At 60.6% G+C, this 25795-nt stretch carries 25 protein-coding genes; 22 read left to right on the top strand and 3 right to left on the bottom strand.

Going from position 1 to position 25795, the window contains the following annotated elements; genetic code table 11:
* Window positions 1–217: 217 nt before the first annotated feature.
* Window positions 218–1216, bottom strand: a complete 999-nt coding sequence (locus JJD66_RS17915; RefSeq protein ID WP_105227952.1) for an AraC family transcriptional regulator — start codon at window positions 1214–1216, stop codon at window positions 218–220.
* A 338-nt stretch (window positions 1217–1554) separates the two neighbouring features.
* Here JJD66_RS17915 and JJD66_RS17910 point away from each other — a divergent pair, with 338 nt between their 5' ends.
* The 3 genes from JJD66_RS17910 to JJD66_RS17900 all read left to right on the top strand — a co-directional run bounded on the left by JJD66_RS17910 (window position 1555) and on the right by JJD66_RS17900 (window position 4587).
* Window positions 1555–2886, top strand: coding sequence for a dicarboxylate/amino acid:cation symporter (locus tag JJD66_RS17910; RefSeq protein ID WP_003189258.1), 1332 nt, complete (start codon window positions 1555–1557; stop codon window positions 2884–2886).
* A 133-nt stretch (window positions 2887–3019) separates the two neighbouring features.
* Window positions 3020–4006, top strand: a complete 987-nt coding sequence (locus tag JJD66_RS17905) for an XdhC family protein (RefSeq protein ID WP_198716420.1) — start codon at window positions 3020–3022, stop codon at window positions 4004–4006.
* Entirely contained in the window at window positions 4003–4587 is a 585-nt protein-coding gene (locus JJD66_RS17900; RefSeq protein WP_198716419.1) for a nucleotidyltransferase family protein, read from the top strand. Before JJD66_RS17905 ends, JJD66_RS17900 begins: the two co-directional genes overlap by 4 nt.
* A 557-nt stretch (window positions 4588–5144) precedes the next feature.
* Here the strand turns inward: JJD66_RS17900 and rne are convergent.
* A complete protein-coding gene (gene rne, locus JJD66_RS17895) occupies window positions 5145–8300 on the bottom strand; it encodes a ribonuclease E (protein ID WP_442800178.1) in 3156 nt (1051 codons plus the stop codon).
* Between the two features lie 757 nt (window positions 8301–9057).
* Between rne and rluC the strand changes: the two genes are divergently transcribed.
* Genes rluC through JJD66_RS17880 form a run of 3 tightly spaced genes read left to right on the top strand, consistent with a single transcriptional unit; the run spans window position 9058 to window position 11671 of the window.
* Window positions 9058–10017 carry a 23S rRNA pseudouridine(955/2504/2580) synthase RluC gene (gene rluC / locus JJD66_RS17890; RefSeq protein ID WP_034128444.1) on the top strand — a complete coding sequence of 320 codons (960 nt, stop codon included), beginning with the start codon at window positions 9058–9060 and terminating at the stop codon, window positions 10015–10017.
* Window positions 10004–10666: an HAD-IA family hydrolase gene (locus tag JJD66_RS17885; RefSeq protein WP_200648682.1), complete on the top strand. Its 663-nt coding sequence runs from the start codon at window positions 10004–10006 to the stop codon at window positions 10664–10666. Before rluC ends, JJD66_RS17885 begins: the two co-directional genes overlap by 14 nt.
* A gap of 21 nt (window positions 10667–10687) precedes the next feature.
* Window positions 10688–11671, top strand: a complete 984-nt coding sequence (locus JJD66_RS17880) for a S49 family peptidase (protein WP_200648681.1) — start codon at window positions 10688–10690, stop codon at window positions 11669–11671.
* 133 nt (window positions 11672–11804) lie between these two features.
* Here the strand turns inward: JJD66_RS17880 and JJD66_RS17875 are convergent, their stop codons facing one another.
* Complete coding sequence (locus JJD66_RS17875) at window positions 11805–12383, bottom strand: Maf family protein (protein WP_054922142.1); 579 nt, start codon at window positions 12381–12383, stop codon at window positions 11805–11807.
* Window positions 12384–12488: 105 nt separating this feature from the next.
* Between JJD66_RS17875 and JJD66_RS17870 the strand changes: the two genes are divergently transcribed.
* From JJD66_RS17870 to JJD66_RS17795, 16 genes are all read left to right on the top strand, one after another.
* Window positions 12489–13019, top strand: coding sequence for a YceD family protein (locus JJD66_RS17870; RefSeq protein ID WP_003175611.1), 531 nt, complete (start codon window positions 12489–12491; stop codon window positions 13017–13019).
* A gap of 13 nt (window positions 13020–13032) precedes the next feature.
* Window positions 13033–13215 carry a 50S ribosomal protein L32 gene (gene rpmF / locus JJD66_RS17865; RefSeq protein WP_003179396.1) on the top strand — a complete coding sequence of 61 codons (183 nt, stop codon included), beginning with the start codon at window positions 13033–13035 and terminating at the stop codon, window positions 13213–13215.
* A gap of 4 nt (window positions 13216–13219) precedes the next feature.
* Window positions 13220–14230 (top strand): phosphate acyltransferase PlsX, encoded by a 1011-nt coding sequence (gene plsX, locus JJD66_RS17860; RefSeq protein WP_200648680.1) that lies wholly within the window; start codon window positions 13220–13222, stop codon window positions 14228–14230.
* A 126-nt stretch (window positions 14231–14356) separates the two neighbouring features.
* Entirely contained in the window at window positions 14357–15295 is a 939-nt protein-coding gene (gene fabD / locus JJD66_RS17855; protein ID WP_200648679.1) for an ACP S-malonyltransferase, read from the top strand.
* Window positions 15296–15319: 24 nt separating this feature from the next.
* A complete protein-coding gene (fabG, locus tag JJD66_RS17850) occupies window positions 15320–16063 on the top strand; it encodes a 3-oxoacyl-ACP reductase FabG (RefSeq protein WP_003189275.1) in 744 nt (247 codons plus the stop codon).
* 191 nt (window positions 16064–16254) lie between these two features.
* Window positions 16255–16491, top strand: a complete 237-nt coding sequence (gene acpP / locus JJD66_RS17845; protein WP_003175607.1) for an acyl carrier protein — start codon at window positions 16255–16257, stop codon at window positions 16489–16491.
* A gap of 110 nt (window positions 16492–16601) precedes the next feature.
* Window positions 16602–17846, top strand: coding sequence for a beta-ketoacyl-ACP synthase II (fabF, locus tag JJD66_RS17840; protein ID WP_034128438.1), 1245 nt, complete (start codon window positions 16602–16604; stop codon window positions 17844–17846).
* Complete coding sequence (gene pabC / locus JJD66_RS17835) at window positions 17846–18661, top strand: aminodeoxychorismate lyase (RefSeq protein ID WP_200648678.1); 816 nt, start codon at window positions 17846–17848, stop codon at window positions 18659–18661. The genes fabF and pabC overlap by 1 nt, the downstream gene beginning before the upstream one ends.
* A 1-nt stretch (window position 18662) precedes the next feature.
* Window positions 18663–19799, top strand: a complete 1137-nt coding sequence (gene mltG, locus JJD66_RS17830) for an endolytic transglycosylase MltG (RefSeq protein ID WP_200648677.1) — start codon at window positions 18663–18665, stop codon at window positions 19797–19799.
* 19 nt (window positions 19800–19818) lie between these two features.
* On the top strand, window positions 19819–20451 hold the full coding sequence (tmk, locus tag JJD66_RS17825; RefSeq protein WP_198716412.1) for a dTMP kinase: 633 nt from the start codon (window positions 19819–19821) through the stop codon (window positions 20449–20451).
* Window positions 20444–21433, top strand: coding sequence for a DNA polymerase III subunit delta' (locus JJD66_RS17820; RefSeq protein ID WP_200648676.1), 990 nt, complete (start codon window positions 20444–20446; stop codon window positions 21431–21433). Before tmk ends, JJD66_RS17820 begins: the two co-directional genes overlap by 8 nt.
* Window positions 21434–21495: 62 nt before the next feature.
* A complete protein-coding gene (locus tag JJD66_RS17815) occupies window positions 21496–22281 on the top strand; it encodes a TatD family hydrolase (RefSeq protein WP_054922130.1) in 786 nt (261 codons plus the stop codon).
* Window positions 22282–22726: 445 nt separating this feature from the next.
* A complete protein-coding gene (locus tag JJD66_RS17810) occupies window positions 22727–23392 on the top strand; it encodes a TetR/AcrR family transcriptional regulator (RefSeq protein WP_034128432.1) in 666 nt (221 codons plus the stop codon).
* A gap of 139 nt (window positions 23393–23531) precedes the next feature.
* Window positions 23532–24500 (top strand): GTP 3',8-cyclase MoaA, encoded by a 969-nt coding sequence (locus JJD66_RS17805; RefSeq protein WP_019817203.1) that lies wholly within the window; start codon window positions 23532–23534, stop codon window positions 24498–24500.
* A 111-nt stretch (window positions 24501–24611) separates the two neighbouring features.
* Complete coding sequence (locus JJD66_RS17800; RefSeq protein WP_034128431.1) at window positions 24612–25217, top strand: DUF4823 domain-containing protein; 606 nt, start codon at window positions 24612–24614, stop codon at window positions 25215–25217.
* Window positions 25218–25233: 16 nt separating this feature from the next.
* Window positions 25234–25794 (top strand): DUF1285 domain-containing protein, encoded by a 561-nt coding sequence (locus JJD66_RS17795; RefSeq protein ID WP_105227932.1) that lies wholly within the window; start codon window positions 25234–25236, stop codon window positions 25792–25794.
* The last annotated feature ends 1 nt before the right edge of the window (window position 25795 follow it).

Here is a 25795-nt window from a genome sequence, read left to right as displayed (position 1 = left end):
CGGGGCATCAGTTATATCTGTGTCGGCTGCCAGGCCGTCACGGGAGCAAGCTCCCTCGCCACAGATTTAGCGTCGTGCCGAAGTTGTGTAGATACCTATGCTCATCGCAGGCAAGCCAGCTCCCACACTTGAATGTATTCACACATCAAAATTTATAAACCCGATCAACTGTGGGAGCTGGCTTGCCTGCGATGAGGCCCTCCCAGCCGATACACCTCTAACTCTCCTGCGCTCTGTAGGCCCCCGGCGTCAACCCCGTCCACTTCTTGAACGCCCGATGAAACGCCGACGGTTCGGAAAACCCCAACTGCTCGGCGATCTCCTGCAAAGACAAATCCGCCCGCCCCAGGTGGTAAATGGCGATATCCCGGCGTAACTCATCTTTCAATGCCTGAAAGCTCGTGCCTTCTTCGCGCAGGTGGCGGCGCAGGGTCTGTGGGCTGATGTGCAGGTGCTGGGCAACGGCTTCCAGGTCTGGCCAGGGCGTGCGGTCGCGGCTCAGCAGGCGGCGCAACTGGCTGCTCAGGCTGTCGCCTTCATCCGGCCGGGACAACAAGTCGGCAGGGGAGCGCTGCAAGAAGTGCTTGAGGGTGCGTTCATCCTGCAACAGCGGCAGGCTCAGGTAGCGGCTGGGAAACACCAGGCTGCTGTTCGGCGCACCGAACACCTGAGGGCAGGGGAACAGCAGGTCGTATTCACCGGCATGGGCTGGCATCGGGTAACTGAAGGTGGCCTGCTGCAGCCGGATACGCTGGCCGATCAACCAACTGCCCAGGCGATGCCAGATCACCAGCAGGCATTCACTGAGGAAGTGGTCCGGGTCCCATAGCTGTGAGTCGTCCAGGCTCAGGCGCGCCATGTCGCCTTCTTTGGTCAGCTGCCAGCGTGGGCCTTGGGGGAACAGGCTATAGAACAATAAGCCGCGCTCCAGCGCCTTCTCCAGCGTGCGGCAATGGATCAGCGCGTGGCACATCATGGCGAAAGTGCCGCGTTTGCTCGGCCCTTCGGCAAATCCGAGGTATTCGTCATCCAACCCCAGCCAGAGCATTTGCAGCAAGCGCGTAAATTGCTCTGGAGCGATGCGGGCGCGGGGTTCGGTCAGCAGTTCCGGGGTGATGCCCACCTGCTGCAACACCCCCGAGTAGTCAAAACCGACCCGGCGCGCACCGCCGAGTGCCGCTCGGGCGTAATGGCTGGCGATGGTACGTTCACGCATGCAAGGGCCTCATCCATGGAGTGGCGGATGGTAGCCATCACCCGGTGGGGCGACAAGGCGGATATCCGCCAAATTGTAGGACGAGACAGGATGAGTGGGCGGAAATCCGCCACTGTGTTGCACTCTCCGGAGTCGCCCGTGAACCCCAAGCCCTGATGTCTAAAGGCCTTCAGCGCGTTTAAGCAAAGTGGCACGCTGTTTGCGATAGGGATTACAGCGCAGGCTTGCTCCTACAGGCTTCGCAAACAACAAATCCCTCCAGTGCAGGAGGGTTCGCAATTCAAGTGCCGTGGGCAATGGCGGATATTTGCCACACGGGACGATTGAGGAACTTTGCAATGACGACTCGTCAGCCAATCTACAAATCCCTGTATTTCCAGGTGATCGTTGCAATCGTTATCGGTATTTTGCTCGGCCACTTCTACCCGCAGACCGGCGTGGCCCTCAAGCCACTGGGTGACGGCTTTATCAAGCTGATCAAAATGGTCATCGCCCCGATCATCTTCTGTACCGTGGTCAGCGGCATCGCTGGCATGCAAAGCATGAAGTCGGTGGGCAAGACCGGCGGCTATGCACTGCTGTACTTCGAAATCGTTTCCACCATCGCCCTGCTGATTGGCTTGGTCGTGGTCAACGTGGTGCAGCCGGGCGCCGGCATGCACATCGACGTCGCGACCCTGGATGCTTCCAAAGTGGCGGCCTACGTCACCGCCGGTAAAGACCAGAGCATCGTCGGCTTTATCCTCAACGTCATCCCGAACACCATCGTGGGCGCCTTCGCCAACGGCGACATCCTGCAAGTGCTGATGTTCTCGGTGATCTTCGGTTTCGCCCTGCACCGCCTGGGTGCCTACGGCAAGCCGGTGCTGGACTTCATCGATCGCTTCGCCCATGTGATGTTCAATATCATCAACATGATCATGAAGCTCGCGCCAATCGGTGCCCTGGGTGCCATGGCGTTCACCATCGGCGCCTACGGTGTCGGTTCCCTGGTGCAGTTGGGCCAGTTGATGATCTGCTTCTACATCACCTGCATTCTGTTCGTGGTGCTGGTGCTGGGCGCTATCTGCCGCGCTCACGGTTTCAGCGTGTTGAAGCTGATCCGCTACATCCGTGAAGAACTGCTGATCGTACTGGGCACCTCGTCGTCGGAATCCGCACTGCCACGCATGCTGATCAAGATGGAACGCCTGGGCGCGAAGAAGTCCGTGGTCGGCCTGGTGATTCCAACCGGTTACTCCTTCAACCTCGACGGTACGTCGATCTACCTGACCATGGCGGCCGTGTTCATCGCCCAGGCGACCGACACCCACATGGATATCACTCACCAGATCACCCTGCTGCTGGTGCTGCTGCTGTCGTCCAAAGGCGCTGCTGGCGTGACCGGTTCGGGCTTCATCGTACTGGCCGCCACCCTGTCGGCCGTTGGTCACCTGCCGGTTGCCGGCCTGGCGCTGATCCTGGGTATCGACCGTTTCATGTCCGAAGCCCGTGCGCTGACCAACCTGGTGGGTAACGCAGTTGCCACCATCGTTGTGGCCAAGTGGGTCAAGGAACTGGACACCGACAAGCTGCAAAGCGAGTTGGCGTCTGGCGGTACCGGTATCTCCGAAACCCGCGAGCTCGATGACCTGGGCGTGGCTGAAGGCCCGGCGCCTGTCGTCAAGTAAGTGGCTGCTGGCGTGAACTGACGCCAACGCTATCCGCAAACGCCCCGACTGGTTCGGGGCGTTTGCGTTTCTGGCGGGATACAACCGATATTTTTGGTTTACAGTGAGCGCGACAGTACTTACCGGAGGCCTGATGGACAGTGTGGATCTGAACGTCCTGCGCAGCGTGCTGCAATGGCGCCGCGCCGGGCAGCGCGTGATGTTGTACAGCGTGGTGCAAACCTGGGGCAGCGCGCCGCGCCCGCCGGGGGCGATGCTGGCCCTGCGCGGTGATGGCGTGGTGATTGGTTCGGTGTCGGGCGGTTGCATCGAGGATGACTTGATCGCGCGCCTGCAGGACGGCCGCTTACCCGCTGACGGCCCGCCCGTGCAGTTGGTGACCTACGGCGTCACCCGCGACGAGGCGGCGCGTTTTGGCCTGCCCTGCGGCGGCACCCTGCGGCTTACCGAGGAGCGCGTGGAAGAGTGGGGTTGGGTCGAAGCGCTGCTGGCGCGTTGTGAAGATCATCAGATCGTCGCTCGCGAGCTGAACCTGGCCACCGGCGAGGTGACGTTGAGCGCCGCCAGCAAGACCGACGTGGTGAGCTTCGACGGCGAACGCTTGCGCGCCATCTATGGCCCGCGCTGGCGCCTGCTGTTGATCGGCGCCGGGCAGCTGTCGCGCTACGTAGCGGAAATGGCACGCCTGCTGGATTTCGAAGTGCTGATCTGCGACCCCCGCGAAGAGTTCGTCTACGGCTGGGAAGACCAGCATGGCCGCTTTGTGCCGGGCATGCCCGACGAGGCGGTGTTGAATATCCATACCGATGAGCGCACGGCCATTGTCTGCCTGACCCACGATCCACGTCTGGATGACATGGCGTTGCTGACGGCGCTGAACTCCGCGGCCTTCTATATCGGCGCCCTCGGTTCGCGGGTCAATACCCAGAAGCGTCGGGAGAACCTGGCCGCGCTGGGCCTGTCGGCGGACGCCATCGCACGTTTGCACGGGCCGATTGGCCTGCACATCGGCAGCCATACGCCGGCGGAAATTGCGCTGTCGCTGATGGCGGAAATTGTTGCGATCAAAAACGGGGTGGCACCGATGCAGAAAAAACCGATGGCAGTGGTGGCCGAGTGACGGTGACGGCGATTGTGCTGGCGGCGGGGCAGGGCAGTCGTTTTCGCGCTGAAGCCGGAGCGGATCAAGACAAATTGCTCGCCGCGTGTGTGGGGCTGGATGGCGTTAGCCGGCCGGTCATCGAGCAGGTGCTGCGCAACTTGCCTGAGCGTGTTGTAACGCGCTGGCTGGTGACGTCGCCGGAGCGCGGGGAGGTTATCCGCCTGGCAGAGGCTTATGGCTGTCAGGTTGTACTGCTGGATTCGAGCGGTATGGGCGACAGCATTGCGGCGGCGGTCAAGGCCAGCGGTGCAGCGGATGGATGGCTGGTAGTGTTGGGGGATATGCCGTTTATTCAGTCATCGAGTATCGAACGGGTGATTGCCTGCGTGGAGGGCGTCACTGTACCGGTATCTGCCGGGCAGTACGGGCACCCGGTGGCTTTCCATCACAGGTTTGGGCCGGCGCTGATGGCGCTGAGTGGGGATCGTGGGGCCAGGCCTTTATTTGCACAAACACAGGTGCGAGAGGTGCAGGTAGATGATCCTGGTGTGCTTTGGGATGTGGATGTGCCGCAACGGTTGAGTTTTACTGCAGGTTAAGTGTGGCAGTTGGCTTGCCTGTGATAGCCATAGGTATCTACTTAGAGCCGACGTTGGACCTGTGGCGAGGGAGCTTGCTCCCGTAACGGCCTGATAGCCGGCGCTTATCTACCTGACGCACCACCGTCCAATGTGGGAGCTGGCTTGCCTGCGATAGCGGCCTGACAGTCAACACAGTTGGATTGTGTACATATCCATTCCTGCGGTAACGGCCACTTAGGGTTCCGCCCTGACGGCGGCTAAACCGGCATCCCTGCCGGTTTACCCTCCAAATCCCTGTCGAATTCCGGCCAGCGTGGTTTGACGGGGCGCCTAAGATCAAAAGCAGATCAAGAGCGACTCGCTTCGCATCGTGGTTACCGTCTGCCGTTACAGCCCACAAAGTTGTGTAGATACCTCTGCTGCGATAGCGGTGTGTCAGTCACCGCCACGCTGGCTGAATCGACGCTATCGCAGGCAAGCCAGCTCCCACAGTGATCGCATTCCAGGTCGAGATAATCAGCCATAAAAAAGCCCCGCCTGATCATTCAGGCGGGGCTTTTTAGTGGCTTATGGAATCAGACGAGGGGTTTAGGCTCGTGCTCTGCTTCCTGGGCCTCGTGCTCTAACGCCTTGGCTGCGGCTGCAGCAGCTTCGGCTTCCTTGCGGCGACGACGCACTTCACGCGGGTCGTTCGGCGCACGGCCGTTTTCGGTGAGGGCGCTTGCAGGTGCAGCTTCAACCACAGGGGCGGCCACTTCGGCAACCACCGGGGCTTCAACTTCAACCACGGGCGCAGGCTCAGCAACCGGCGTAGGCTCAACCACTGGGGCTGGCTCGACGACGACTTCAGCAACCGGTGCCGGTGCTTCTTCTACCACTGGGGCAGGCGCTGGCGCTTCAGCCGGTGCAGCCGGTTCGGCGGTCCACTGGAAGGCGGTCTGTTCTTCGCGAACTTCACGCACAGCCGGGGCAGCTTCTTCGACCACCGGAGCTTCTACAGCCGCTTCGACTACTGGCTGAGGCTCAACCGGTGGAGCTGGTTCAACGGCAACCACGTCGGTTTCTGGCTGTGCATCGCGAACCGGGGCAACTTCCACTTCCGGAACCACTGGGGCTTCGACAGGGGTCGTGGCTTCAACGACTGGCGCTTCAACAACCGGCACTTCAACCGCTGGGGTTTCGGCGGCTGGCGCGTCTACGGCAACAGTGTCTTCGACGGCAGCGGTAGCGCGTTCGGCTTGCTCGTGAGCCTGGGCTTCAGCAGGTGCGCTGATGACTGAGCTGGCAACGGCAGCGGTAACGGCCAAGCCGGCAGCCAGTTCGGCGCCTGTTGGCTCGTTGTTGGCAGCTTCTGGGTTCTCGCCGGTTTCTTCCGAACCTTCGATTACGTTGCCGTTTGCATCACGCTGACGCTCACGACGGTTGCTGCGACGACGCTGGCCACGGGAGCGGCGGCGTGGACGATCGCCTTCGGCGTTGTCCTGGCCGTCTTCCTGCAACTGCTCTTCGCCGGTCAGTACTTCTTCTTCGCTGGCAGCAGCGGCTTGCTCGGCGCGTGGTTGACGCTCTTCACGTGGCGGGCGCGGTTGGCGCTCTTCGCGTGGTGCGCGTTCTTCACGCGGCTGGCGGGCCGGGCGTTCTTCAGTGCTAACGGCTGCGGCAGCGGCAACGGCAGGTGCCGCGTCCAGAGGCTCACGCAGTTCACGCACGCGTTCTTCACGCTCGCCACGCGGCTTGCGATCTTCACGTGGAGCGCGTGGGGTACGTGGGGCGCGCTCTTCACGCGGTGCACGTTCTTCACGTACGGTCGGGGTGTCTTCACGGGCTTCGCGAGGCGCACGCTCTTCACGTGGTGCGCGTTCTTCACGCGGGGCACGTTCTTCGCGAGGCTTGCGCTCTTCGTCACGGCGGCCATTGCGGTTACGGCTCTGCTGGCGACCGTTGCGACGCTCTTCATTGCGTGCTGGGCGCTCGGTGGCAGGCTTTTCAACCACAACGGGGGCAGCAGGCTCTTCCTTGGTGGCGAACAGGCTGACCAGCGACTTCACCAGGCCCTTGAACAGGCTTGGCTCAGGCAGGGCGGCCGGCGCGGCAACCGGGGCGGCAGCTTCGGTCGGTACCGGTGCGTTGGCACGGGCCGGTGCAGTCTTCACCGCGGCTTCCTGGCGAACCAGGGTGCGGGTCGCAGCGGCTGGCTGGACTTCTTCGACTTCGGCGGCAGCCGCGGCGATTTCATAGCTGGACTGCCCGCTATGGGCTTCCGGGCTGTCGTCACGCAAGCGCTGGACTTCGAAGTGCGGCGTCTCGAGGTGATCGTTCGGCAAGATGACGATACGGGCACGGGTGCGCAGTTCGATCTTGGTGATCGAGTTGCGTTTTTCATTGAGCAGGAAGGCGGCAACCGGAATCGGCACTTGTGCGCGAACTTCGGCGGTGCGGTCTTTCAGGGCTTCTTCTTCGATCAGGCGCAGGATCGCCAGGGACAGCGATTCAACGTCACGGATGATGCCGGTGCCGTTGCAACGCGGGCAGACGATGCCGCTGCTCTCGCCCAGGGATGGGCGCAGGCGCTGACGGGACATTTCCAGCAGGCCGAAGCGCGAGATGCGGCCGACTTGCACGCGAGCGCGGTCAGCTTCCAGGCATTCGCGGACTTTCTCTTCCACGGCGCGCTGGTTCTTGGCAGGGGTCATGTCGATGAAGTCGATCACGATCAGGCCGCCGATGTCACGCAGGCGCAGCTGGCGGGCGATTTCTTCAGCCGCTTCCAGGTTGGTCTGCAGGGCGGTTTCTTCGATGTCGCTGCCTTTGGTCGCACGTGCCGAGTTGATGTCGATGGACACCAGGGCTTCGGTCGGGTCGATCACGATGGATCCGCCGGAAGGCAGTTCGACCACGCGCTGGAAGGCGGTCTCGATCTGGCTTTCGATCTGGAAACGGTTGAACAGCGGCACGCTGTCTTCGTACAGCTTGATCTTGCTGGCGTACTGCGGCATCACCTGGCGAATGAAAGTCAGGGCTTCGTCCTGGGCTTCAACGCTGTCGATCAGCACTTCGCCGATGTCCTGGCGCAGGTAGTCGCGGATGGCGCGGATGATCACGTTGCTTTCCTGGTAGATCAGGAACGGCGCGGAACGATCCAGGGACGCTTCTTTGATAGCGGTCCACAGTTGCAGCAGGTAGTCGAGGTCCCACTGCATTTCTTCGCTGCTGCGGCCAAGGCCGGCAGTGCGCACGATCAGACCCATGTCGGCCGGTGCGATCAGGCCGTTCAGCGCTTCACGCAGTTCGTTACGCTCTTCGCCTTCGATGCGACGGGAAATACCGCCGGCACGTGGGTTGTTCGGCATCAGCACCAGGTAACGACCGGCGAGGCTGATGAAGGTGGTCAGGGCTGCGCCCTTGTTGCCACGTTCTTCTTTTTCGACCTGGACGATGACTTCCTGGCCTTCGCTCAGGACGTCCTTGATGTTCACGCGGCCTTCAGGGGCTTTCTTGAAGTATTCGCGGGAGATTTCTTTGAGGGGCAGGAAGCCGTGGCGCTCGGAGCCGAAATCGACAAAGGCAGCCTCAAGGCTTGGTTCGATGCGAGTGATACGGCCTTTATAGATGTTGGCCTTTTTCTGCTCGCGTGCACCGGATTCGATGTCCAGGTCGTAGAGGCGTTGGCCATCTACCAGTGCAACACGCAACTCTTCGGGTTGAGTTGCGTTAATCAGCATTCTTTTCATGTTGTACCGTCGGTTTCCGGGCTGCCGGAAACGGCGTTCGGCACACACGACTTCTCACGGTCGGTGTCAGGTGCGTCAAGAGTGGTTGGCCACTCCAGTGTCCAGCAAAATCGGCCAATTGGGCCGGTATCGCGACGGACGCGTCCTGCTCGTTAGCGGTGGTGACAAAGGCACCACTTCAACAAAAGCTAAGGTCAGGAGGAGGAATCAACCGGCGACTGTGGACGAGATGAAGCGTCTAAAACAAGCCTAGTGCTACACAGTCCGACGGTTGTGCATCTCCACCCTACACGTATCCCTGATAATTCGGGTGCTGCCGCGCGCAGAATCCGCAGCGGGTTGGCATTTACCGTGTTCTCCAATGGGGAGTTCACGCTCATGGCTAAACAAGACTAGGTGTGGGCGGTTGCGCTCTCACTCAGCTCTTAACAGGCGTTGTTTCCGAAGCATTCGCCATGGTCTGGCTCAAAACTGACTGCACTTTGTGAACTGGCCGTAAATATCGGCGCAAAAGGCGAGTATTCACTCTGCTTTCTGCACTCGCTTCAGGCCTCATGTCACCTGCGCTTGTTACAATCTTGAGCCTTCCTGGGTGGCGAAAGCCCCGTAGGACGGCCTCGCGTCCTGATGAATTGCGATGGTCAGGGCCGGCAGTTTGCCGCATGTCCTCTGTCCAGGCCGCTTTTGGCGGCGTTCGCGACTATAGCAGTAATGATTAAGTGCTTCAATTCCATAAAAAATTGTTATCATCGCCGCCATGACGACTACCACCCCCCCGACCCCCAGCGTCCAGCTGCTTGAGGTCTCGCCGGAATATGCCGGCCAACGCATCGACAACTTTCTTTTGGCCAGGCTCAAAGGCGTGCCCAAGACCTTGATTTATCGCATTTTGCGTAAAGGCGAAGTGCGCGTGAACAAGGGGCGCATCAAGCCTGAGTACAAGCTGCAGGCGGGCGATATCGTCCGTGTGCCGCCCGTGCGCGTGCCTGAGCGCGACGAGCCGGTGCCGCTGGCCCAAGGCCTGTTGCAGCGCCTGGAAGCGTCGATTGTGTTCGAAGACAACAAGCTGATCGTGATCAACAAGCCCTGTGGTATTGCGGTTCACGGCGGCAGTGGCTTGAACTTCGGCGTGATCGAAGCCTTTCGTCAGTTGCGCCCGGATGCCAAGGAGCTGGAACTGGTGCACCGCCTGGACCGTGACACCTCCGGCCTGTTGATGATCGCCAAGAAGCGCAGCATGTTGCGCCACTTGCACACCGCCCTGCGTGGCGACGGCGTGGACAAACGCTACATGGCGCTGGTGCGCGGCAACTGGGCCAGCTCGATCAAGAGCGTGCGTGCGCCGCTGCAGAAGAGCAACCTGCGCTCCGGCGAGCGCATGGTCGAAGTGGACGAGGAGGGCAAAGAGGCTCTGACACTGTTCAAGGTGCTGCGTCGCTTCGGTGACTTCGCCACGATGGTCGAGGCCAAGCCGGTCACTGGCCGCACTCACCAGATTCGTGTGCATACCCTGCATGCGGGCCACTGCATTGCGGGCGACACCAAGTACGGCGACGAAGATTTCTCCAAGGAAATTCGCGACCTGGGCGGCAAGCGCCTGTTCCTGCATGCCTACATGCTCACCGTGCCGCTACCCGATGGCGGCGAGCTGAAATTGCAGGCGCCGGTCGATGAAATGTGGGCCAAGACCGTGGAGCGTTTGAGTGTCGCACCTTGACTACAAGTTGCTGATCTTCGATTGGGACGGAACGCTGGCCAATTCCATTGGCCGCATCGTCGAGTCCATGCACATGGCGTCGACCCGCACGGGTTTTGAGTTGTGCACGGACCTGGCGGTCAAGGGCATTATCGGCCTGGGTTTGCCTGAAGCCATTCGCACCCTGTACCCCGACATCAGCGACGCCGAGTTGGTAGCGTTTCGCGAGCACTACGCCGACCACTACATTGCGCTGGAAGCTACCCCTTCGCCGCTGTTTGAAGGCGTGGTGCAATCGCTGCAAGCGTTTCGTGCCGAGGGCTATCACCTGGCGGTCGCCACCGGCAAGGCTCGTCGCGGCCTGGACCGTGTGCTCAAGGCTCACGGCTGGGAAGATTACTTTGATATCACCCGGGCTGCGGATGAAACCGCCAGCAAGCCTCATCCCTTGATGCTGGAGCAGATCCTTGCGCACTGTGGCGTTACGCCACGCGAGGCATTGATGGTGGGTGATGCGTCTTTCGACCTGATGATGGCCCGCAATGCGGGCATGGATAGTGTCGCCGTCAGCTACGGCGCCCAGTCTGCCGAGGCGTTGCAGCAGTACGAGCCGAGGCTGACGATTGATCATTTTTCCGAACTGCAGGCCTGGCTCAGCCGGGCCCGATAAGTCTTTGCTGGGGTTGATGGCATGAGTGACGAGTGGAAGGCGCCTGAAAAGGCCGAGAGCAGTGATGATAAAAGCTGGAAGCTGTTGGAGAAGACCCTCCTGGCCAGCGTCCAGGAACAGCGGCGTTCGCGGCGCTGGGGGATTTTTTTCAAGCTGCTGACCTTTGTGTACCTGCTTGGGATGCTGGCGCTGTTCAGTCCGCTGATGGACATGGAAAAGAGCGCCACCCGTGGCAGTCACTACACTGCCTTGATCGAAGTGCGCGGCGTGATTGCCGACAAGGAGCCCGCCAGTGCCGACAATATTGTCACCAGCCTGCGCGCGGCTTTTGAGGATGCCAAGGTCAAGGGCGTTATCCTGCGCATCAACAGCCCAGGTGGCAGCCCAGTGCAGTCGGGTTATGTGTATGACGAGATTCGTCGTCTGCGCGCCTTGCATCCGGATACCAAGCTCTATGCCGTAATCTCCGACCTGGGAGCCTCGGGCGCCTATTACATTGCCAGTGCCGCAGACCAGATCTATGCCGACAAGGCCAGCCTGGTGGGTTCTATCGGTGTGACAGCGGCCGGTTACGGTTTTGTCGGTGCCATGGAGAAGCTGGGGGTCGAGCGTCGCACCTATACCTCGGGTGAGCACAAGTCGTTCCTCGATCCTTTCCAGCCGCAGAAGGCGGATGAAACCGCGTTCTGGCAGGGCGTGCTCGACACTACCCATCGTCAGTTCATCGCCAGCGTCAAGCAGGGGCGTGGGGATCGCTTGAAAGATAAAGAGCATCCGGAGCTGTTCTCCGGCCTGGTATGGTCGGGCGAGCAGGCATTGCCGCTGGGCTTGATTGACGGCTTGGGCAGCGCCAGCTCGGTGGCGCGGGATGTAGTGGGTGAGAAGGAGTTGGTGGATTTTACGGTCGAGGAATCGCCGTTTGATCGCTTCTCCAAGAAACTCGGTGCCAGTGTGGCGGAGAAGTTGGCGCTGTACATGGGCTTCGAGGGGCCATCCCTGCGCTAAAATCTCAAGGCTGATATAGCTCAAAATGTGGGAGCGGGCTTGCCCGCGAAGACGGTGGATCAGTCGCACTTGTATCGACTGACACTCCGCTTTCGCGAGCAAGCCCGCTCCCACATTTGGTTTTGCAGTGTTCTTAAGGGATTTTCACGTCTTCGGTCAGCAGCATGTCCACCAGCCTGATGAGCGGAAGGCCGATAAGGCTAGTCGCATCAGGCCCTTCCGTGCTCTGGAACAGGCTCACGCCAAGTCCCTCGGCCTTGAAGCTGCCTGCGCAGTCATACGGCTGTTCAATTCGCAGATAGCGCTCAATACGCTCTGCATCCAGTTCACGCATGTGTACGGTAAACGGCACGCAGTCCACCTGGCAGCGTCCTGTCTCGCTGTTGAGCAGTGCCAGCCCGGTAAGAAAGCTCACACGCTTGCCGCTGGCAGCCAGTAATTGCTCGCGGGCATTTTCGAAAGTGTGCGGCTTGCCGATGATCCGGCCTTCCAGTGCGGCGACCTGATCCGAGCCAATGATTAAATGCCCAGGATGGCTGGCGGCGAGGGCGCGGGCCTTTTGTTCGGCCAGGCGCTTGACCAGTTCGATGGCGGATTCATCCGGACGGTGGCTTTCGTCGATATCCGGCGAGCTGCAGGTGAACGGCAGGTGCAGGCGACTCAGTAATTCCCGGCGATAAACCGAGCTGGACGCGAGTAATAAAGGCAGCATATACGTCTCCTCAAGGCAGTCGCCGATTCTAGCGACGTGACCGGCTGACGCACAGGGCTGAATTTCCTTTGACATGGCCGGGTGCATCCCTATAATGCTGCGCCTATGTTGAATGACCCGATTCCACCTCACGTTGACCCGCGCAAATTGGCTGATCGTGGCACCACCCTTCAAGGTGAAGTGCTGCTGGCCGATTTGGAGAGACTCTGCGACCCGCTTTCCGACACTGTCGGTACGGTGCAGGCGAAATTCGTTTTTGAACGAGATGAACGTAAATCTGTGGTAATCCACAGCGTTATCGACACCGAAGTCAAAATGGTTTGCCAGCGTTGTCTTGAGCTGGTCACCCTGCCGATCCACAGCGAATGCAGTTATGCTGTGGTGAAAGAGGGTGCGAATACCCAGTCGTTGCCGAAAGGTTATGACGTGCTGGAACTGGGCGAAGATCCATTGGATCTGCATGCACTGATCGAGGAGGAGCTTTTGCTCGCCTTGCCCATTGTGCCTGCTCATCATCCGGAAGAATGCCAGCAGCCGGAGGGTCTCGATGACGAGGCCGAGCCGAGCGAGGACGAGGTAACGCGGTCCAACCCGTTCAGTGTATTGGCGCAGTTAAAGCGTGACCCAAACGTTTAGGAGTTAATCAATTATGGCTGTTCAGCAGAACAAAAAATCCCGCTCCGCCCGTGACATGCGCCGTTCGCACGACGCTCTCGAGGCTAGCACCCTGTCCGTGGAAAAGACCACTGGTGAAGTTCACCTGCGTCACCACGTATCGCCAGAAGGCGTATACCGTGGCCGTAAAGTGATCGACAAGGGCGCTGACGAGTAATCACTTGTCTGCTCAAGTCATCGCGATTGACGCAATGGGCGGGGACTTCGGTCCCCGCAGCATTGTTCAGGCCTGCATTGCCAGCCTGTCTGCCACGCCCTCGCTGCACCTGACCCTCGTCGGTCAACCCTCCCTACTTGAAGAACTGATTGCCAGCCATCCGGCGGTGGATCGCGCGCGCCTGGCGATTACGCCAGCCAGCGAAACCATCAGCATGGATGAAAAGCCGGCGGTTGCCCTGCGTGGCAAACCCGATTCTTCAATGCGGGTGGCCCTTGAGCTATTGCGTGATGGCAAGGTGCAAGCCTGTGTCAGTGCCGGTAATACCGGCGCGTTGATGGCCTTGTCGCGGCATGTGCTCAAAACCCTTCCGGGTATTGATCGGCCGGCGATGGTGGCGGCGATCCCGACGCAGAAAGGCTATTGCCAACTGCTGGACCTGGGCGCCAATGTTGATTGCAGCGCCGAGCACCTGCTGCAGTTCGCCGTAATGGGCTCGGTGGCCGCCGAAGCGCTGGGCGTGGCCCGGCCCAGGGTTGCCCTGCTGAATATCGGTACCGAGGACATCAAGGGCAACCAGCAAGTCAAGCTTGCCGCCACCTTGCTACAAAGCGCGCGGGGCTTGAACTACATCGGCTTTGTTGAAGGTGATGGTTTGTACCGTGGTGAAGCTGATGTGGTGGTGTGCGACGGCTTTGTCGGTAATATCCTGCTCAAGTCCAGCGAAGGCCTGGCAACCATGATTGCCACGCGTATTGAAGCTTTGTTCAAGCGCAGCCTGGCGTCACGTATGGTGGGGGCTTTGGCGTTGCCCCTGATGCGACGCTTGCAGGCTGACCTGGCGCCAGCACGGCACAACGGTGCAAGCTTTCTTGGCTTGCAGGGCATTGTGGTAAAAAGCCATGGCTCGGCCGGTGTGCTGGGCTTTCAAAGTGCAATTGCACGGGCCTTGATCGAGATTCAGGAGAACCTGCCGCAACGCTTGCACGGCCGTCTCGAGGATCTGTTGCCTTAGGCGAATTGGCCCGGGAATGCTTAAATGTGACCGGCCAGTTCAATTGACCATCCAATCAGTCAGTTTCGTTCGCGCCCACCGTAGGCGCGAGCATTTTTGACGACCAGATCATTAGGGGCTTGTTACATGTCTACATCCCTCGCATTCGTCTTTCCAGGGCAGGGTTCGCAGTCCCTCGGCATGTTGGCCGAGCTGGGCGCGCAATACCCGCTGATCCTGGACACCTTCAAGGAAGCTTCCGACGCCCTGGGTTATGACCTGTGGGCACTGACCCAGCAAGGGCCGGAAGCATTGCTCAACCAAACCGATAGAACTCAGCCGGCCATCCTGACCGCCTCGATCGCCCTGTGGCGCTTGTGGCTGGCAGAAGGCGGCGCACGCCCTGCCTTCGTCGCGGGTCACAGCCTGGGCGAATACAGCGCCCTGGTGGCCGCGGGCAGCCTGACCTTGGCTGAAGCGGTCAAGCTGGTCGAGCGTCGTGGTCAACTGATGCAAGAAGCCGTTCCGGCCGGGCAGGGCGGCATGGCCGCTATCCTGGGCCTGGACGACGCGGTGGTGATCGAGGCCTGCGCCGAAGCGGCGCAAGGCGAAGTGGTCAGCGCGGTGAACTTCAACTCCCCAGGTCAGGTGGTGATCGCCGGTGCCAAGGCGGCCGTCGAGCGTGCCATCGAGGGTTGCAAGGCCCGTGGCGCCAAGCGAGCGTTGCCATTGCCGGTGAGCGTACCGTCCCACTGCGAACTGATGCGCCCGGCGGCCGAGCGCTTTGCCGAGTCTATCGCTGCCATCAACTGGCAGGCGCCGCAGATCCCACTGGTGCAGAACGTCAGCGCGGCCGTGGCCGCCGACCTCGACACCCTCAAGCGCGACCTGCTGGAGCAACTGTACAAGCCAGTTCGCTGGGTTGAATCGGTCCAGACCCTGGCCGCCAACGGTGCCACCGAACTGGTCGAGTGCGGCCCGGGCAAAGTCCTGGCCGGCTTGAACAAGCGCTGCGCCGACGGTGTGTCGACCGTCAACCTCAATACCCCAGAAGCCTTCGCTGCCGCTCGCGCGGCACTGGCCTGAATCCCTTACTTAGGAGAAGCCTGCATGAGTCTGCAAGGTAAAGTTGCACTGGTTACCGGCGCAAGCCGTGGCATTGGCCAGGCGATCGCCCTGGAGCTGGGCCGTCAGGGCGCCGTTGTGATCGGCACCGCCACCTCCGCCTCGGGCGCCGAGCGTATCGCCGCGACCCTGAAGGAAAACGGCGTGCAAGGTACCGGTCTTGAGCTGAATGTGACCAGCGATGAGTCCGTGGCTGCCGTACTGGCCCAGATCACTGCTCAGTTCGGCGCACCGGCTATCCTGGTGAACAACGCCGGGATCACCCGTGACAACCTGATGATGCGCATGAAAGACGACGAGTGGTACGACGTGGTCGATACCAACCTGAACAGTCTGTTTCGCCTGTCCAAGGGCGTTTTGCGCGGCATGACCAAGGCGCGTTGGGGCCGAATTATCAATATTGGCTCCGTAGTGGGTGCCATGGGCAACGCAGGCCAAGTAAACTATGCCTCTGCCAAGGCCGGCCTGGAAGGTTTCAGCCGCGCACTGGCGCGTGAAGTCGGCTCGCGGTCGATTACGGTCAACTCGGTGGCCCCTGGGTTCATCGACACCGATATGACCCGCGAACTGCCGGAAGCACAGCGCGAAGCCTTGCTGACGCAGATTCCGCTGGGCCGTCTGGGCCAGGCCCAAGAGATCGCGAATGTGGTCACTTTCCTGGCATCTGACGGTGCGGCATACGTGACTGGGGCTACAATCCCGGTTAACGGCGGGATGTACATGAGTTAAATTGTGACGGATCGCTTCAAAAAAATGTCATACGAGCTGTCTAAAATCCGTTATAAAGCTGCAACTTAATTTATAGGCAGGTGGCCGACCGGGTACAGGGTGAAGCTTTCAGTTGAAAAGCTGAAATGGCTTTCTATACACTTACCCACTGGCCAGCTGCCTGAATTTGTCCATTAGGAGTTAAACAAGGTATGAGCACCATCGAAGAGCGCGTCAAGAAAATCGTCGCCGAGCAACTGGGCGTTAAGGAAGAAGAAGTGGTCAACACTGCTTCCTTCGTAGAAGACCTGGGTGCCGATTCCCTTGACACCGTTGAGCTGGTGATGGCTCTGGAAGAGGAATTCGAGACCGAAATCCCGGACGAAGAAGCTGAAAAAATCACTACTGTTCAAGCTGCCATCGACTACGTTACTAGCCACCAGGCGTAATAGTTTGTAGTCGTCGCTTGCTGTCAGGGAAAAACCGCACTGCTGTAAAGGCGTGCGGTTTTTTCTTTAGCGGCGATGAAAAGTGTCGTCATTAGAAAAAGGAGAGTGCTGTGTCGCGTAGACGCGTCGTAGTCACCGGTATGGGTATGTTGTCGCCACTGGGTACGGATGTGCCGAGCAGTTGGCAGGGCATTCTGGCTGGCCGCAGTGGTATTGGTCTGATCGAACACACGGACCTTTCTGCCTATTCCACCCGTTTTGGCGGCTCGGTAAAGGGCTTCAATGTCGAGGAATATCTCTCGATCAAAGAATCCCGCAAGCTCGACCTGTTCATTCAGTACGGCCTGGCTGCCGGGTTTCAGGCTGTGCGTAACGCCGGCCTGGAAGTCACCGACGCCAACCGTGACCGCATCGGCGTGGCCATGGGTTCAGGTATTGGCGGTCTGACCAATATCGAAGAAACCAGCCGCACCTTGCATGAGACTGGCCCACGTCGAATTTCACCGTTCTTCGTACCGGGCTCGATCATCAATATGATTTCCGGCTTCCTGTCCATTCATCTGGGTGCACAGGGACCGAACTACGCAATCGCCACGGCGTGTACCACAGGTACCCACTGCATTGGCATGGCGGCACGCAACATTGCCTACGACGAAGCCGACGTGATGATCGCCGGCGGCGCCGAAATGGCCGCGTGCGGCCTGGGCATGGGCGGCTTCGGCGCGTCCCGTGCGCTGTCGACCCGCAACGACGAGCCGACCCGTGCCAGCCGTCCGTGGGACAAGGGCCGTGACGGCTTTGTGCTCTCCGATGGTGCCGGTGCGCTGGTGCTAGAAGAGCTGGAGCACGCCAAGGCGCGTGGCGCCACTATCTACGCCGAATTGATCGGGTTTGGCATGAGCGGCGATGCTTACCACATGACCTCGCCGCCGTCCGATGGTGCGGGTGCTGCGCGTTGCATCACCAATGCCCTGCGCGATGCGAAGGTCAACCCCAACCAGGTGCAGTACATCAACGCCCATGGCACTTCGACCCCGACCGGCGACCTGGCGGAAGCAGAGGCCATCAAGTCGGTGTTCGGCGAGCACGCCTATAAGCTGGCGGTCAGCTCCACCAAGTCCATGACCGGCCACCTGTTGGGTGCGGCGGGCGCGGTCGAGGCGATCTTCAGTGTGATGGCAATCAGGGATCAGGTCGCTCCGCCGACTATCAACCTTGATGAGCCGGACGAAGGCTGCGACCTGAACTTCGTGCCCCACGAAGCGCAGCCCATGCCGATCGACGTGGCGATTTCCAACTCGTTCGGTTTCGGTGGCACCAACGGTTCCCTGGTGTTCCGCCGGTTCGCCGAGTGATGCACAGCTGGGTCGACGGTCAGCCAGCGGACAGCGTGCCCCTGAAAGATCGCGGCCTGGCATATGGCGATGGGGTGTTCGAGACCATCGCCGTCAAGGCCGGGCAGCCGTTGCTGCTCGACCGTCACCTGCAACGCCTGGAAGAGGGGTGCCGGCGTTTGGCATTGGTGGTGGATCACGGGTTGATTCGCCACGAAGTACTGAGCTTCGCCGCCATCCTTGGCGACGGTATTCTCAAATTGATCCTCACCCGTGGCGACAGCTTGCGCGGTTACGGCATCAACCCTGGCGCCCCGGTGCGCCGCATCTTGCAGGGCAGCGCGCCCGCTGTTTACCCATCTACCCATAAAGTCGAAGGCGTGCGCCTGTTCGCGTGTGCCACGCGCTTGGCGCAGCAGCCGTTGCTGGCCGGTATCAAGCACCTCAATCGCCTGGAGCAGGTGATCGCGCGTGCCGAATGGCAAGATGCCGAACATGCCGAAGGTCTGATGCTGGATATGTCTGGCCGGGTGATCGAAGGCATATTCAGCAATCTTTTCCTGGTGAGCAACGGCTTGTTACTAACCGCTGATCTGAGCCGTTGTGGCGTTGCGGGCGTAATGCGCGCCGAGGTGCTGGCCCAGGCACAAGCGCTGGGCGTCCCGGTGGCCGTGGCCGACATCAGTGTGGAGCAGTTGCAACAGGCCGATGAAGTCTTCGTCTGCAACAGCGTTTATGGCATTTGGCCGGTGCGAGGCTGCGCTGCGATGAGCTGGCCGGTTGGGCCGCTCACCCGTAAACTGCAGGGCATTGTTCGCGCGCTATTGGATATTTGAGTTGATACGAAAACTGGTGTTACTGCTGCAGATCAGCCTGATCTCGGCGGCGTTGCTCGTGGGCTTTTCTGCCTGGAAACTCGACTCTGCCCTCAAGCAGCCCCTGAAGCTGCCTCAGGAGCAGTTGCTCGATGTACCTGCTGGCGCTACGCCGACGGGCACCTTCAATCGTCTGGAAGCCGACGGCGTGCTCGACGATGCATTCTGGTTGCGTCTGTACTGGCGCTTCAACCTCGAAGGCCAGCCACTGCACAGCGGCGAGTACCGCATGAGCCCGGGACTTACCGCCGAGGGTTTGATCGGCCTGTGGCAGCGCGGCGAAGTGGTGCAGTACAGCCTGACCTTGGTGGAGGGCTGGAATTTCCGTCAGGTGCGCACCGCCCTGGCCAAGCATGAAAAGATCGTGCAGACCCTCGCGGGCCTGACTGACAGCGAAGTGATGGATAAGCTTGGCCACCCAGGTGTGTTTCCTGAAGGGCGGTTCTTCCCCGACACCTACCGTTTTGTCCGCGGCATGACTGATGTCGAGTTCCTGAAAAAAGCCTACAACCGCCTGGACGATGTACTCGCCCAAGAGTGGAGCAAGCGTGCCGCCGAGGCGCCCTACACCGACCCTTACCAAGCACTGATCATGGCGTCGCTGGTGGAAAAGGAGACCGGGGTGCCTCAGGAGCGCGGGCAGATTGCCGGTGTGTTTGTGCGTCGCCTGAAGATCGGCATGCTGCTGCAGACCGACCCCACCGTGATCTACGGCCTGGGTGAGCGCTACAACGGTAAATTGACCCGCGCCCACCTCAAGGAAGCCAACCCCTACAACACCTACATGGTCGCCGGCCTGCCGCCCACGCCCATCGCGATGGTCGGCCGCGAGGCCATCCACGCAGCGCTGAACCCGGTACCGGGCAGCAGCCTGTACTTCGTCGCCCGTGGCGATGGTAGCCATATATTCTCGGATAACCTGGATGCGCATAATGCCGCTGTGCGTGAGTTCCAACTCAAGCGCCGTGCCGATTACCGTTCCAGCCCGGCACCGGTGGTGAAACCGCTGGAAGATTCGGCACCTTCCAGCGATGCGCCTACCCCCGACGCTCCGATCGAGCCCGCGCCGGACACTACCGCGCCGCAAAGCCCGCAATGACTCTGACTAAGGACTGCCTGTGACTGGCTTGTTTATTACCCTGGAAGGCCCGGAAGGCGCCGGCAAAAGCACTAACCGTGACTACCTGGCCGAGCGCCTGCGTGCGCAGGGCATCGAGGTGGTGCTGACCCGTGAGCCGGGTGGTACGCCGTTGGCCGAGCGCATTCGCGACGTCCTGCTGACCCCAGGTGACGAGCCGATGAATCCGGACACCGAGTTGCTCCTGGTGTTTGCCGCCCGTGCCCAGCACCTGGCCGAAGTGATTCGCCCGGCCCTGGTGCGGGGTGCCGTGGTGATCTGCGACCGGTTTACCGATTCCACCTACGCCTACCAGGGTGGGGGCCGGGGGTTGTCCATGGAGCGCATCACCACCCTGGAAACCTTCGTGCAAGGCGATCTGCGCCCCGACCTGACCCTGTTGTTCGACCTGCCGGTGGAAGTGGGCATGGCCCGCGCCAGTGCGCGAGGTCGTCTGGATCGCTTCGAGTTGGAAGGCCAGGCCTTTTTTGATGCGGTGCGCAGCGCTTTCCTGCAGCGCGCCAAGGCTGAGCCCGCACGTTATTACCTGTTGGACGCCGCCCAGCCGCTGAGCCGCGTGCAACAGGCTATCGACGCGCTGCTGCCCACTCTGTTGGAGCGTAGCCGTGGCTGAGTCCTACCCGTGGCAGGACGGCCTCTGGCAGCAACTGGCGGGGCGCGCCCAGCACGCCCACGCCTATCTGCTGCATGGGCCGGTGGGCATCGGTAAACGCCACCTCGCCGAACGCCTGATGGGCAGCCTGTTGTGCCAACGCCCGGTCAATCTGGAGGCATGTGGCGAGTGCAAGTCCTGCCTGTTGCTCAAGGCTGGCAGTCACCCGGACAACTATGTGCTGGAGCCCGAGGAAGCGGACAAGGCCATCAAGGTCGACCAGGTGCGCGACCTGGTGAGCTTCGTGGTGCAGACCGCGCAGATGGGCGGGCGCAAAGTGGTGCTGATTGAGCCGGTTGAGGCGATGAACATCAACGCGGCCAACGCCTTGCTCAAAAGCCTTGAAGAGCCGTCCGGCGATACCGTGCTGTTGCTGGTGAGCCACCAGTCCAGCCGCTTGTTGCCGACCATTCGCAGCCGTTGCGTGCAGCAGGCTTGCCCGTTGCCCAGCGAGGCCATGAGCCTGCAATGGCTGGCGCAGGCGTTGCCGGAATGCAGCGCAGAAGAACGAGGCGAGTTGCTGACCCTGGCGGCCGGCTCGCCTTTGGCGGCAGTGAAGCTGCAGGCTCAGGGCGTGCGCGAACAGCGTGCACTGGTCGTGGAAGGCGTGAAGAAACTGCTCAAGCAGGAATTGTCCGCCACGCAACTGGCCGAAAGCGCCTGGAAGGATATTCCGCTGTTGCTGTTGTTCGACTGGTTCTGCGACTGGTCCAGCCTGATTCTGCGCTACCAGCTCACCCAGGATGAGAACGGCCTGGGCTTGGCGGATATGCGCAAGGTCGTGCAATACCTGGCGCAAAAAAGTGCCCAGGACAAAGTGCTGAACATCCAGGACTGGATCCTCGCCCAGCGCCAGAAAGTCCTCGGCAAGGCCAACCTCAACCGCGTGCTGCTGCTCGAGGCGTTGCTGGTGCAGTGGGTCGGCCTGCTCGGGCGCCGTTAAATTCCGTGGCTGACGGGTGTATCGTTGGCCCTACCTCTTTTGTGACTTAAGCTCAGATTCCTATGCTCGTAGATTCCCATTGCCACCTTGATCGCCTCGACCTTGCCCAGCACGGCGGTTCCCTCGACGTCGCCCTTGAAGCTGCCCGCCAGCGTGGGGTAGGGCACTTCCTGTGCATTGGCGTCAGCGCCGACAACGCCGCCGACGTCAAAGCCCTGGCTGATCGCTACGCCGACGTCGATTGCTCGGTGGGCATTCACCCGCTTGACCTCAAGCCAGGCGAAGCGCCGGCTCTGGACTGGCTACTGGGCGAACTCAACCATCCGCGAGTGGTGGCCATTGGCGAAACCGGCCTGGACTATCACTACGAGCCTGAAGCTGCCGAGTTGCAGCAGGCCTCGTTCCGCCTGCACCTGCAAGCCGCCCAGCAGACGGGCAAGCCGGTGATCGTCCACACCCGAGGCGCCCGTGCCGATACCCTGGCTTTGCTGCGTGAAGCCGCGTTGCCGCAGGCTGGCGTGTTGCATTGCTTTACCGAAGACTGGGACATGGCCAAGGCGGCCCTGGACCTGGGGTTCTATATTTCCCTGTCGGGCATCGTCACCTTCCGCAATGCCGACGCGCTGCGCGATGTGGCCCGCCAGGTGCCCGCCGACCGCCTGCTGGTGGAAACCGACTCGCCGTACCTGGCGCCCATCCCCCATCGTGGCAAACCGAACTTGCCCGAATATGTACGTGACGTGGCTGATTACCTGGCGATGCTGCGCGGCGAGTCGTACGAACGCTTTGCCGAGCAGACTACCGAGAACTTCAAGCGCCTGTTCCCGCTGGCCCACGTGGCCGGTTAGGGCGGCCGAATCCCAGGCAAAAAAAACCCGGGTTCTGGGGGGTGAATCCGGGCTAAGACCATTAGGAGTAAAACAAGGGCACGCAGTCCGTCGGTACCCAGGTCGACGCGTCACTTGGGGGAGATGTCGCGCCGACAGTTGAAGTATTGACCACTATCCCATTCAGTCCAGTCGTGATTGATCGTTTTTTAAACAGATTTGGAATACGCGGCCTTCGCTTGAGTTCTCATTGCGCTGATGGGCAGGTTCAGGTGTTGCGTATTATTTCTGACTGATAACGGCGAAATCGTTGGCGCATTGAAAGTTATGTGCCTGACGGGTTCACATAGACATTGCCCAACGACCGTTCAGTCGGGATAATCCCTCGCACCGGGTAAATCGTATCGCCACGTATCCATGGCCCTGCGCAACCCTCCCTATTTCCGACCTTTGCAGACTCTTCCTCATGCACAAAGAACCCCGTAAGGTCCGTGAATTTCGCCGCCGTGAGCAGGAAATTCTCGACACCGCGCTCAAGCTGTTCCTCGAACAAGGTGAAGACAGCGTCACCGTCGAGATGATTGCGGATGCCGTGGGTATCGGCAAAGGCACGATCTACAAACACTTCAAGTCCAAGGCCGAAATCTACCTGCGCCTGATGCTTGACTACGAGCGCGATTTGAACGAGTTGCTGCACTCGGCGGATGTCGACAAAGACAAGGAAGCCCTCTCCCGCGCTTACTTCGAGTTCCGCATGCGTGACCCACAGCGCTACCGCCTGTTCGACCGCCTGGAAGAGAAGGTGGTCAAAGGTCACCAGGTGCCGGAGATGGTCGAGGAGCTGCACAAGATCCGCGCCTCGAACTTCGAACGCCTGACCCTGCTGATCAAGGGCCGTATCAGCGAAGGCAAGCTTGAAGACGTGCCACCGTATTTCCACTACTGCGCCGCCTGGGCCTTGGTGCATGGCGCTGTGGCGCTGTACCACTCGCCGTTCTGGAGCAATGTGCTGGAAGACCAGGAAGGATTCTTCCAATTCCTGATGGACATCGGCGTGCGCATGGGCAACAAGCGCAAGCACAGCCCGGAACTGCCGGGCGCCGAGAAGAGCGGCGACACCCCTGCCACGTAAGTCATTCGCCACAGTGATGGCACAACGATTTACTGCCAGGCGCAGTAACCCAGGAATATACTCAGGCAAGGACCTTGCTAAAAGCTGAGTTATGAGTCAGCTTTTAGCGCGCCCGAATTATCCTCTGCCGGAGTGATCCATGATCGTTGATCGTCAAGGCAGGCGTTTTCGCAATTTGCGGATCAGCCTGACTTCAGCCTGCAATTATGCGTGTACCTATTGCGTGCCTGACGGCAAGCGGCTGGTGGCTGCCCAGGATGAACTGTCGGCCGAGGCCATGGCCCGAGGCGTGGCTTATCTGATCGAAGCGGCGGGTATCGAGCGCTTGCGCATTACCGGCGGTGAGCCGTTGGTCAGCCCCAAGTTGGAAGCCTTCATGGGGGCGGTAGGGCAGATGGGCCTGAGCGACATCAGCCTGACCACCAACGGCCAACTGCTGGCGCGTAAACTGCCGTTGCTGGTGGCAGCCGGTATTCGGCGCATCAATGTCTCCCTCGACACGCTGGATGCCGACGCTTTCCGCAGCATCGCCCGTGGCGGCGACCTGGCCACCGTGCTCGATGGCATGGACCAGGCCAGTGCTGCCGGAATCAAGATCAAGGTCAACATGGTGCCGTTGCGCGGCCAGAACCTGGACCAGGTGATGCCGTTGCTCGATTACTGCCTGGCGCGTGGCTACGAGCTGCGCTTTATCGAACTGATGCGCATGGGGCACCTGGCCAAAGACTCCAACGCGTTCCTGCAACAGTTCGTCAGCTTGCAACAGCTGCTCAGCTTGATCGGCGAGCAACATGAATACCTGCAAGCCAACGCCCCCGTCGATGCGACGGCGGTACGCTACGAAGTGCCGGGCAAAGGCTTCTTCGGTGTGATCGCCAACGAGAGCGTACCGTTCTGCCGCACCTGTTCGAGGTTGCGGTTGTCCTCCACCGGCTGGCTGCATGGGTGCCTGTCCTCCAGCAATCGCCATTATGTCGGTGACTTGCTCGATCAACCGCGTCACCAGGCGTTGCCAGCGTTGCAGGGCTTGTTGATGAAGGCCTTGGCTGACAAGCAGGAAGTGGCGTTCTCCGGCGGTGCCACGATCATGAAGATCATTGGTGGCTAAGCTAGATATTGCGGGTTCACACATTTGATTTGTGGCGCAGCTGAATGGCGCGGATTCTGCATCCCACGCCCCATTCGCCGGTTTCCTGTCACCGGCCTCTGGAGGATTAGGATGCGTAGTCTGGTTTTGCTGCTGGCGTCATTGGCCTTGGGCGGTTGCATGACCGTCAGTGATATGGCCGAAGGCACCCGCTATCAGATGAGCGATGCCGGGCTGCTCGATCACAGCGATACGCGGCGTACCGCCTCGGTGCGCATACAGCCGGACTCCTTTGTGTTTATTGCCCAAGGCGCCTTCGTGCCGCCGGGCAGCGCCTACCCGCGGCCCAATGTGGTGGCCGAGGAAGCATTCAATGGCTTCGTTGAATATTTCCCTATGGTGCGTCGCGCCCGCCAACCCGAAGGTCTTGAACAGGCCATGGCCGAAGCCCGTGCCGTCGGTGCTCACTACCTGCTGTATTGCCGTTTTGCGGCAGCCGATGACCGTATCGGCAACGCCGACGAGTGGACCGACCAGCAAGCCCTGGACCGCCTTGGCCTGGACAGCGGGGTGATCCAAGTCATGTTGATCGAGACCAGCACCCAGTATTTGATTGATACTGCACGTATTCGCAGTCGTGGCGGTTTACTGACGTTCCACGACACATCGCCACAAGATTTGATCGCTCGCCCCCTGGCGCAATATGCCCGCGGTTTGCTGGGTATGAGTGATCAGTAAGACAGAGGAGCCCGCCATGACCGATTCCGCCAAGGCCAATGATTTATTGGCCCAACTGCCCAAGGGCAAGGGGCCGGCACCGGTGCATCTGTGGAACCCGGATTTCTGCGGCAACATCGACATGCGCATCGCCCGCGATGGCACCTGGTTCTACCAGGGCACACCTATCGGGCGAAAGCCGATGGTCAAGTTGTTCTCCAACATCATCCGCCGCGATGGCGACGATTATTTCCTGGTGACGCCCGTGGAGAAGGTCGGCATCCGTGTCGATGACGCACCCTTTGTTGCAGTGACAGTGGAAGTGCAAGGGCAGGGCGAAAGCCAGGTATTGCGTTTTACCACCAACGTCGACGAACAGGTCGAGGCAGGCCTCGAACACCCGCTGCGGGTGGTCACCGACCCCATCACCCAGGAACCCGCCCCCTATGTGCGCGTTCGCACCAACCTCGAAGCCCTGGTGCATCGCAACGTTTTTTACCAGTTGGTGGAGTTGGCGGTGAGCCGTCCGATCAACGGTCAGAACTGGCTTGGCGTCTGGAGCAACGGGGAGTTTTTCCCCATCGGCCTGGAGCCCTGAG

Origin of the sequence: Pseudomonas sp. MF6751, assembly GCF_016613265.1 — a bacterium.
GTDB lineage: Bacteria > Pseudomonadota > Gammaproteobacteria > Pseudomonadales > Pseudomonadaceae > Aquipseudomonas > Aquipseudomonas fluorescens_BV.
Note: the sequence above shows the minus strand (reverse complement) of the source record. Positions and strands in the feature narration are given on the sequence as shown.

Excerpts from the sequence above, each read along its gene's own strand:
- JJD66_RS17915 (WP_105227952.1), bottom strand. The coding sequence starts at position 1,216 with ATGCGTGAACGTACCATCGCCAGCCATTACGCCCGAGCGGCACTCGGC.
- JJD66_RS17910 (WP_003189258.1), top strand. The coding sequence starts at position 1,555 with ATGACGACTCGTCAGCCAATCTACAAATCCCTGTATTTCCAGGTGATC.
- JJD66_RS17905 (WP_198716420.1), top strand. The coding sequence starts at position 3,020 with ATGGACAGTGTGGATCTGAACGTCCTGCGCAGCGTGCTGCAATGGCGC.
- rne (WP_442800178.1), bottom strand. The coding sequence starts at position 8,300 with ATGAAAAGAATGCTGATTAACGCAACTCAACCCGAAGAGTTGCGTGTT.
- rluC (WP_034128444.1), top strand. The coding sequence starts at position 9,058 with ATGACGACTACCACCCCCCCGACCCCCAGCGTCCAGCTGCTTGAGGTC.
- JJD66_RS17880 (WP_200648681.1), top strand. The coding sequence starts at position 10,688 with ATGAGTGACGAGTGGAAGGCGCCTGAAAAGGCCGAGAGCAGTGATGAT.
- JJD66_RS17875 (WP_054922142.1), bottom strand. The coding sequence starts at position 12,383 with ATGCTGCCTTTATTACTCGCGTCCAGCTCGGTTTATCGCCGGGAATTA.
- JJD66_RS17870 (WP_003175611.1), top strand. The coding sequence starts at position 12,489 with ATGTTGAATGACCCGATTCCACCTCACGTTGACCCGCGCAAATTGGCT.
- rpmF (WP_003179396.1), top strand. The coding sequence starts at position 13,033 with ATGGCTGTTCAGCAGAACAAAAAATCCCGCTCCGCCCGTGACATGCGC.
- fabD (WP_200648679.1), top strand. The coding sequence starts at position 14,357 with ATGTCTACATCCCTCGCATTCGTCTTTCCAGGGCAGGGTTCGCAGTCC.
- fabG (WP_003189275.1), top strand. The coding sequence starts at position 15,320 with ATGAGTCTGCAAGGTAAAGTTGCACTGGTTACCGGCGCAAGCCGTGGC.
- acpP (WP_003175607.1), top strand. The coding sequence starts at position 16,255 with ATGAGCACCATCGAAGAGCGCGTCAAGAAAATCGTCGCCGAGCAACTG.
- pabC (WP_200648678.1), top strand. The coding sequence starts at position 17,846 with ATGCACAGCTGGGTCGACGGTCAGCCAGCGGACAGCGTGCCCCTGAAA.
- JJD66_RS17815 (WP_054922130.1), top strand. The coding sequence starts at position 21,496 with ATGCTCGTAGATTCCCATTGCCACCTTGATCGCCTCGACCTTGCCCAG.
- JJD66_RS17810 (WP_034128432.1), top strand. The coding sequence starts at position 22,727 with ATGCACAAAGAACCCCGTAAGGTCCGTGAATTTCGCCGCCGTGAGCAG.
- JJD66_RS17805 (WP_019817203.1), top strand. The coding sequence starts at position 23,532 with ATGATCGTTGATCGTCAAGGCAGGCGTTTTCGCAATTTGCGGATCAGC.
- JJD66_RS17800 (WP_034128431.1), top strand. The coding sequence starts at position 24,612 with ATGCGTAGTCTGGTTTTGCTGCTGGCGTCATTGGCCTTGGGCGGTTGC.
- JJD66_RS17795 (WP_105227932.1), top strand. The coding sequence starts at position 25,234 with ATGACCGATTCCGCCAAGGCCAATGATTTATTGGCCCAACTGCCCAAG.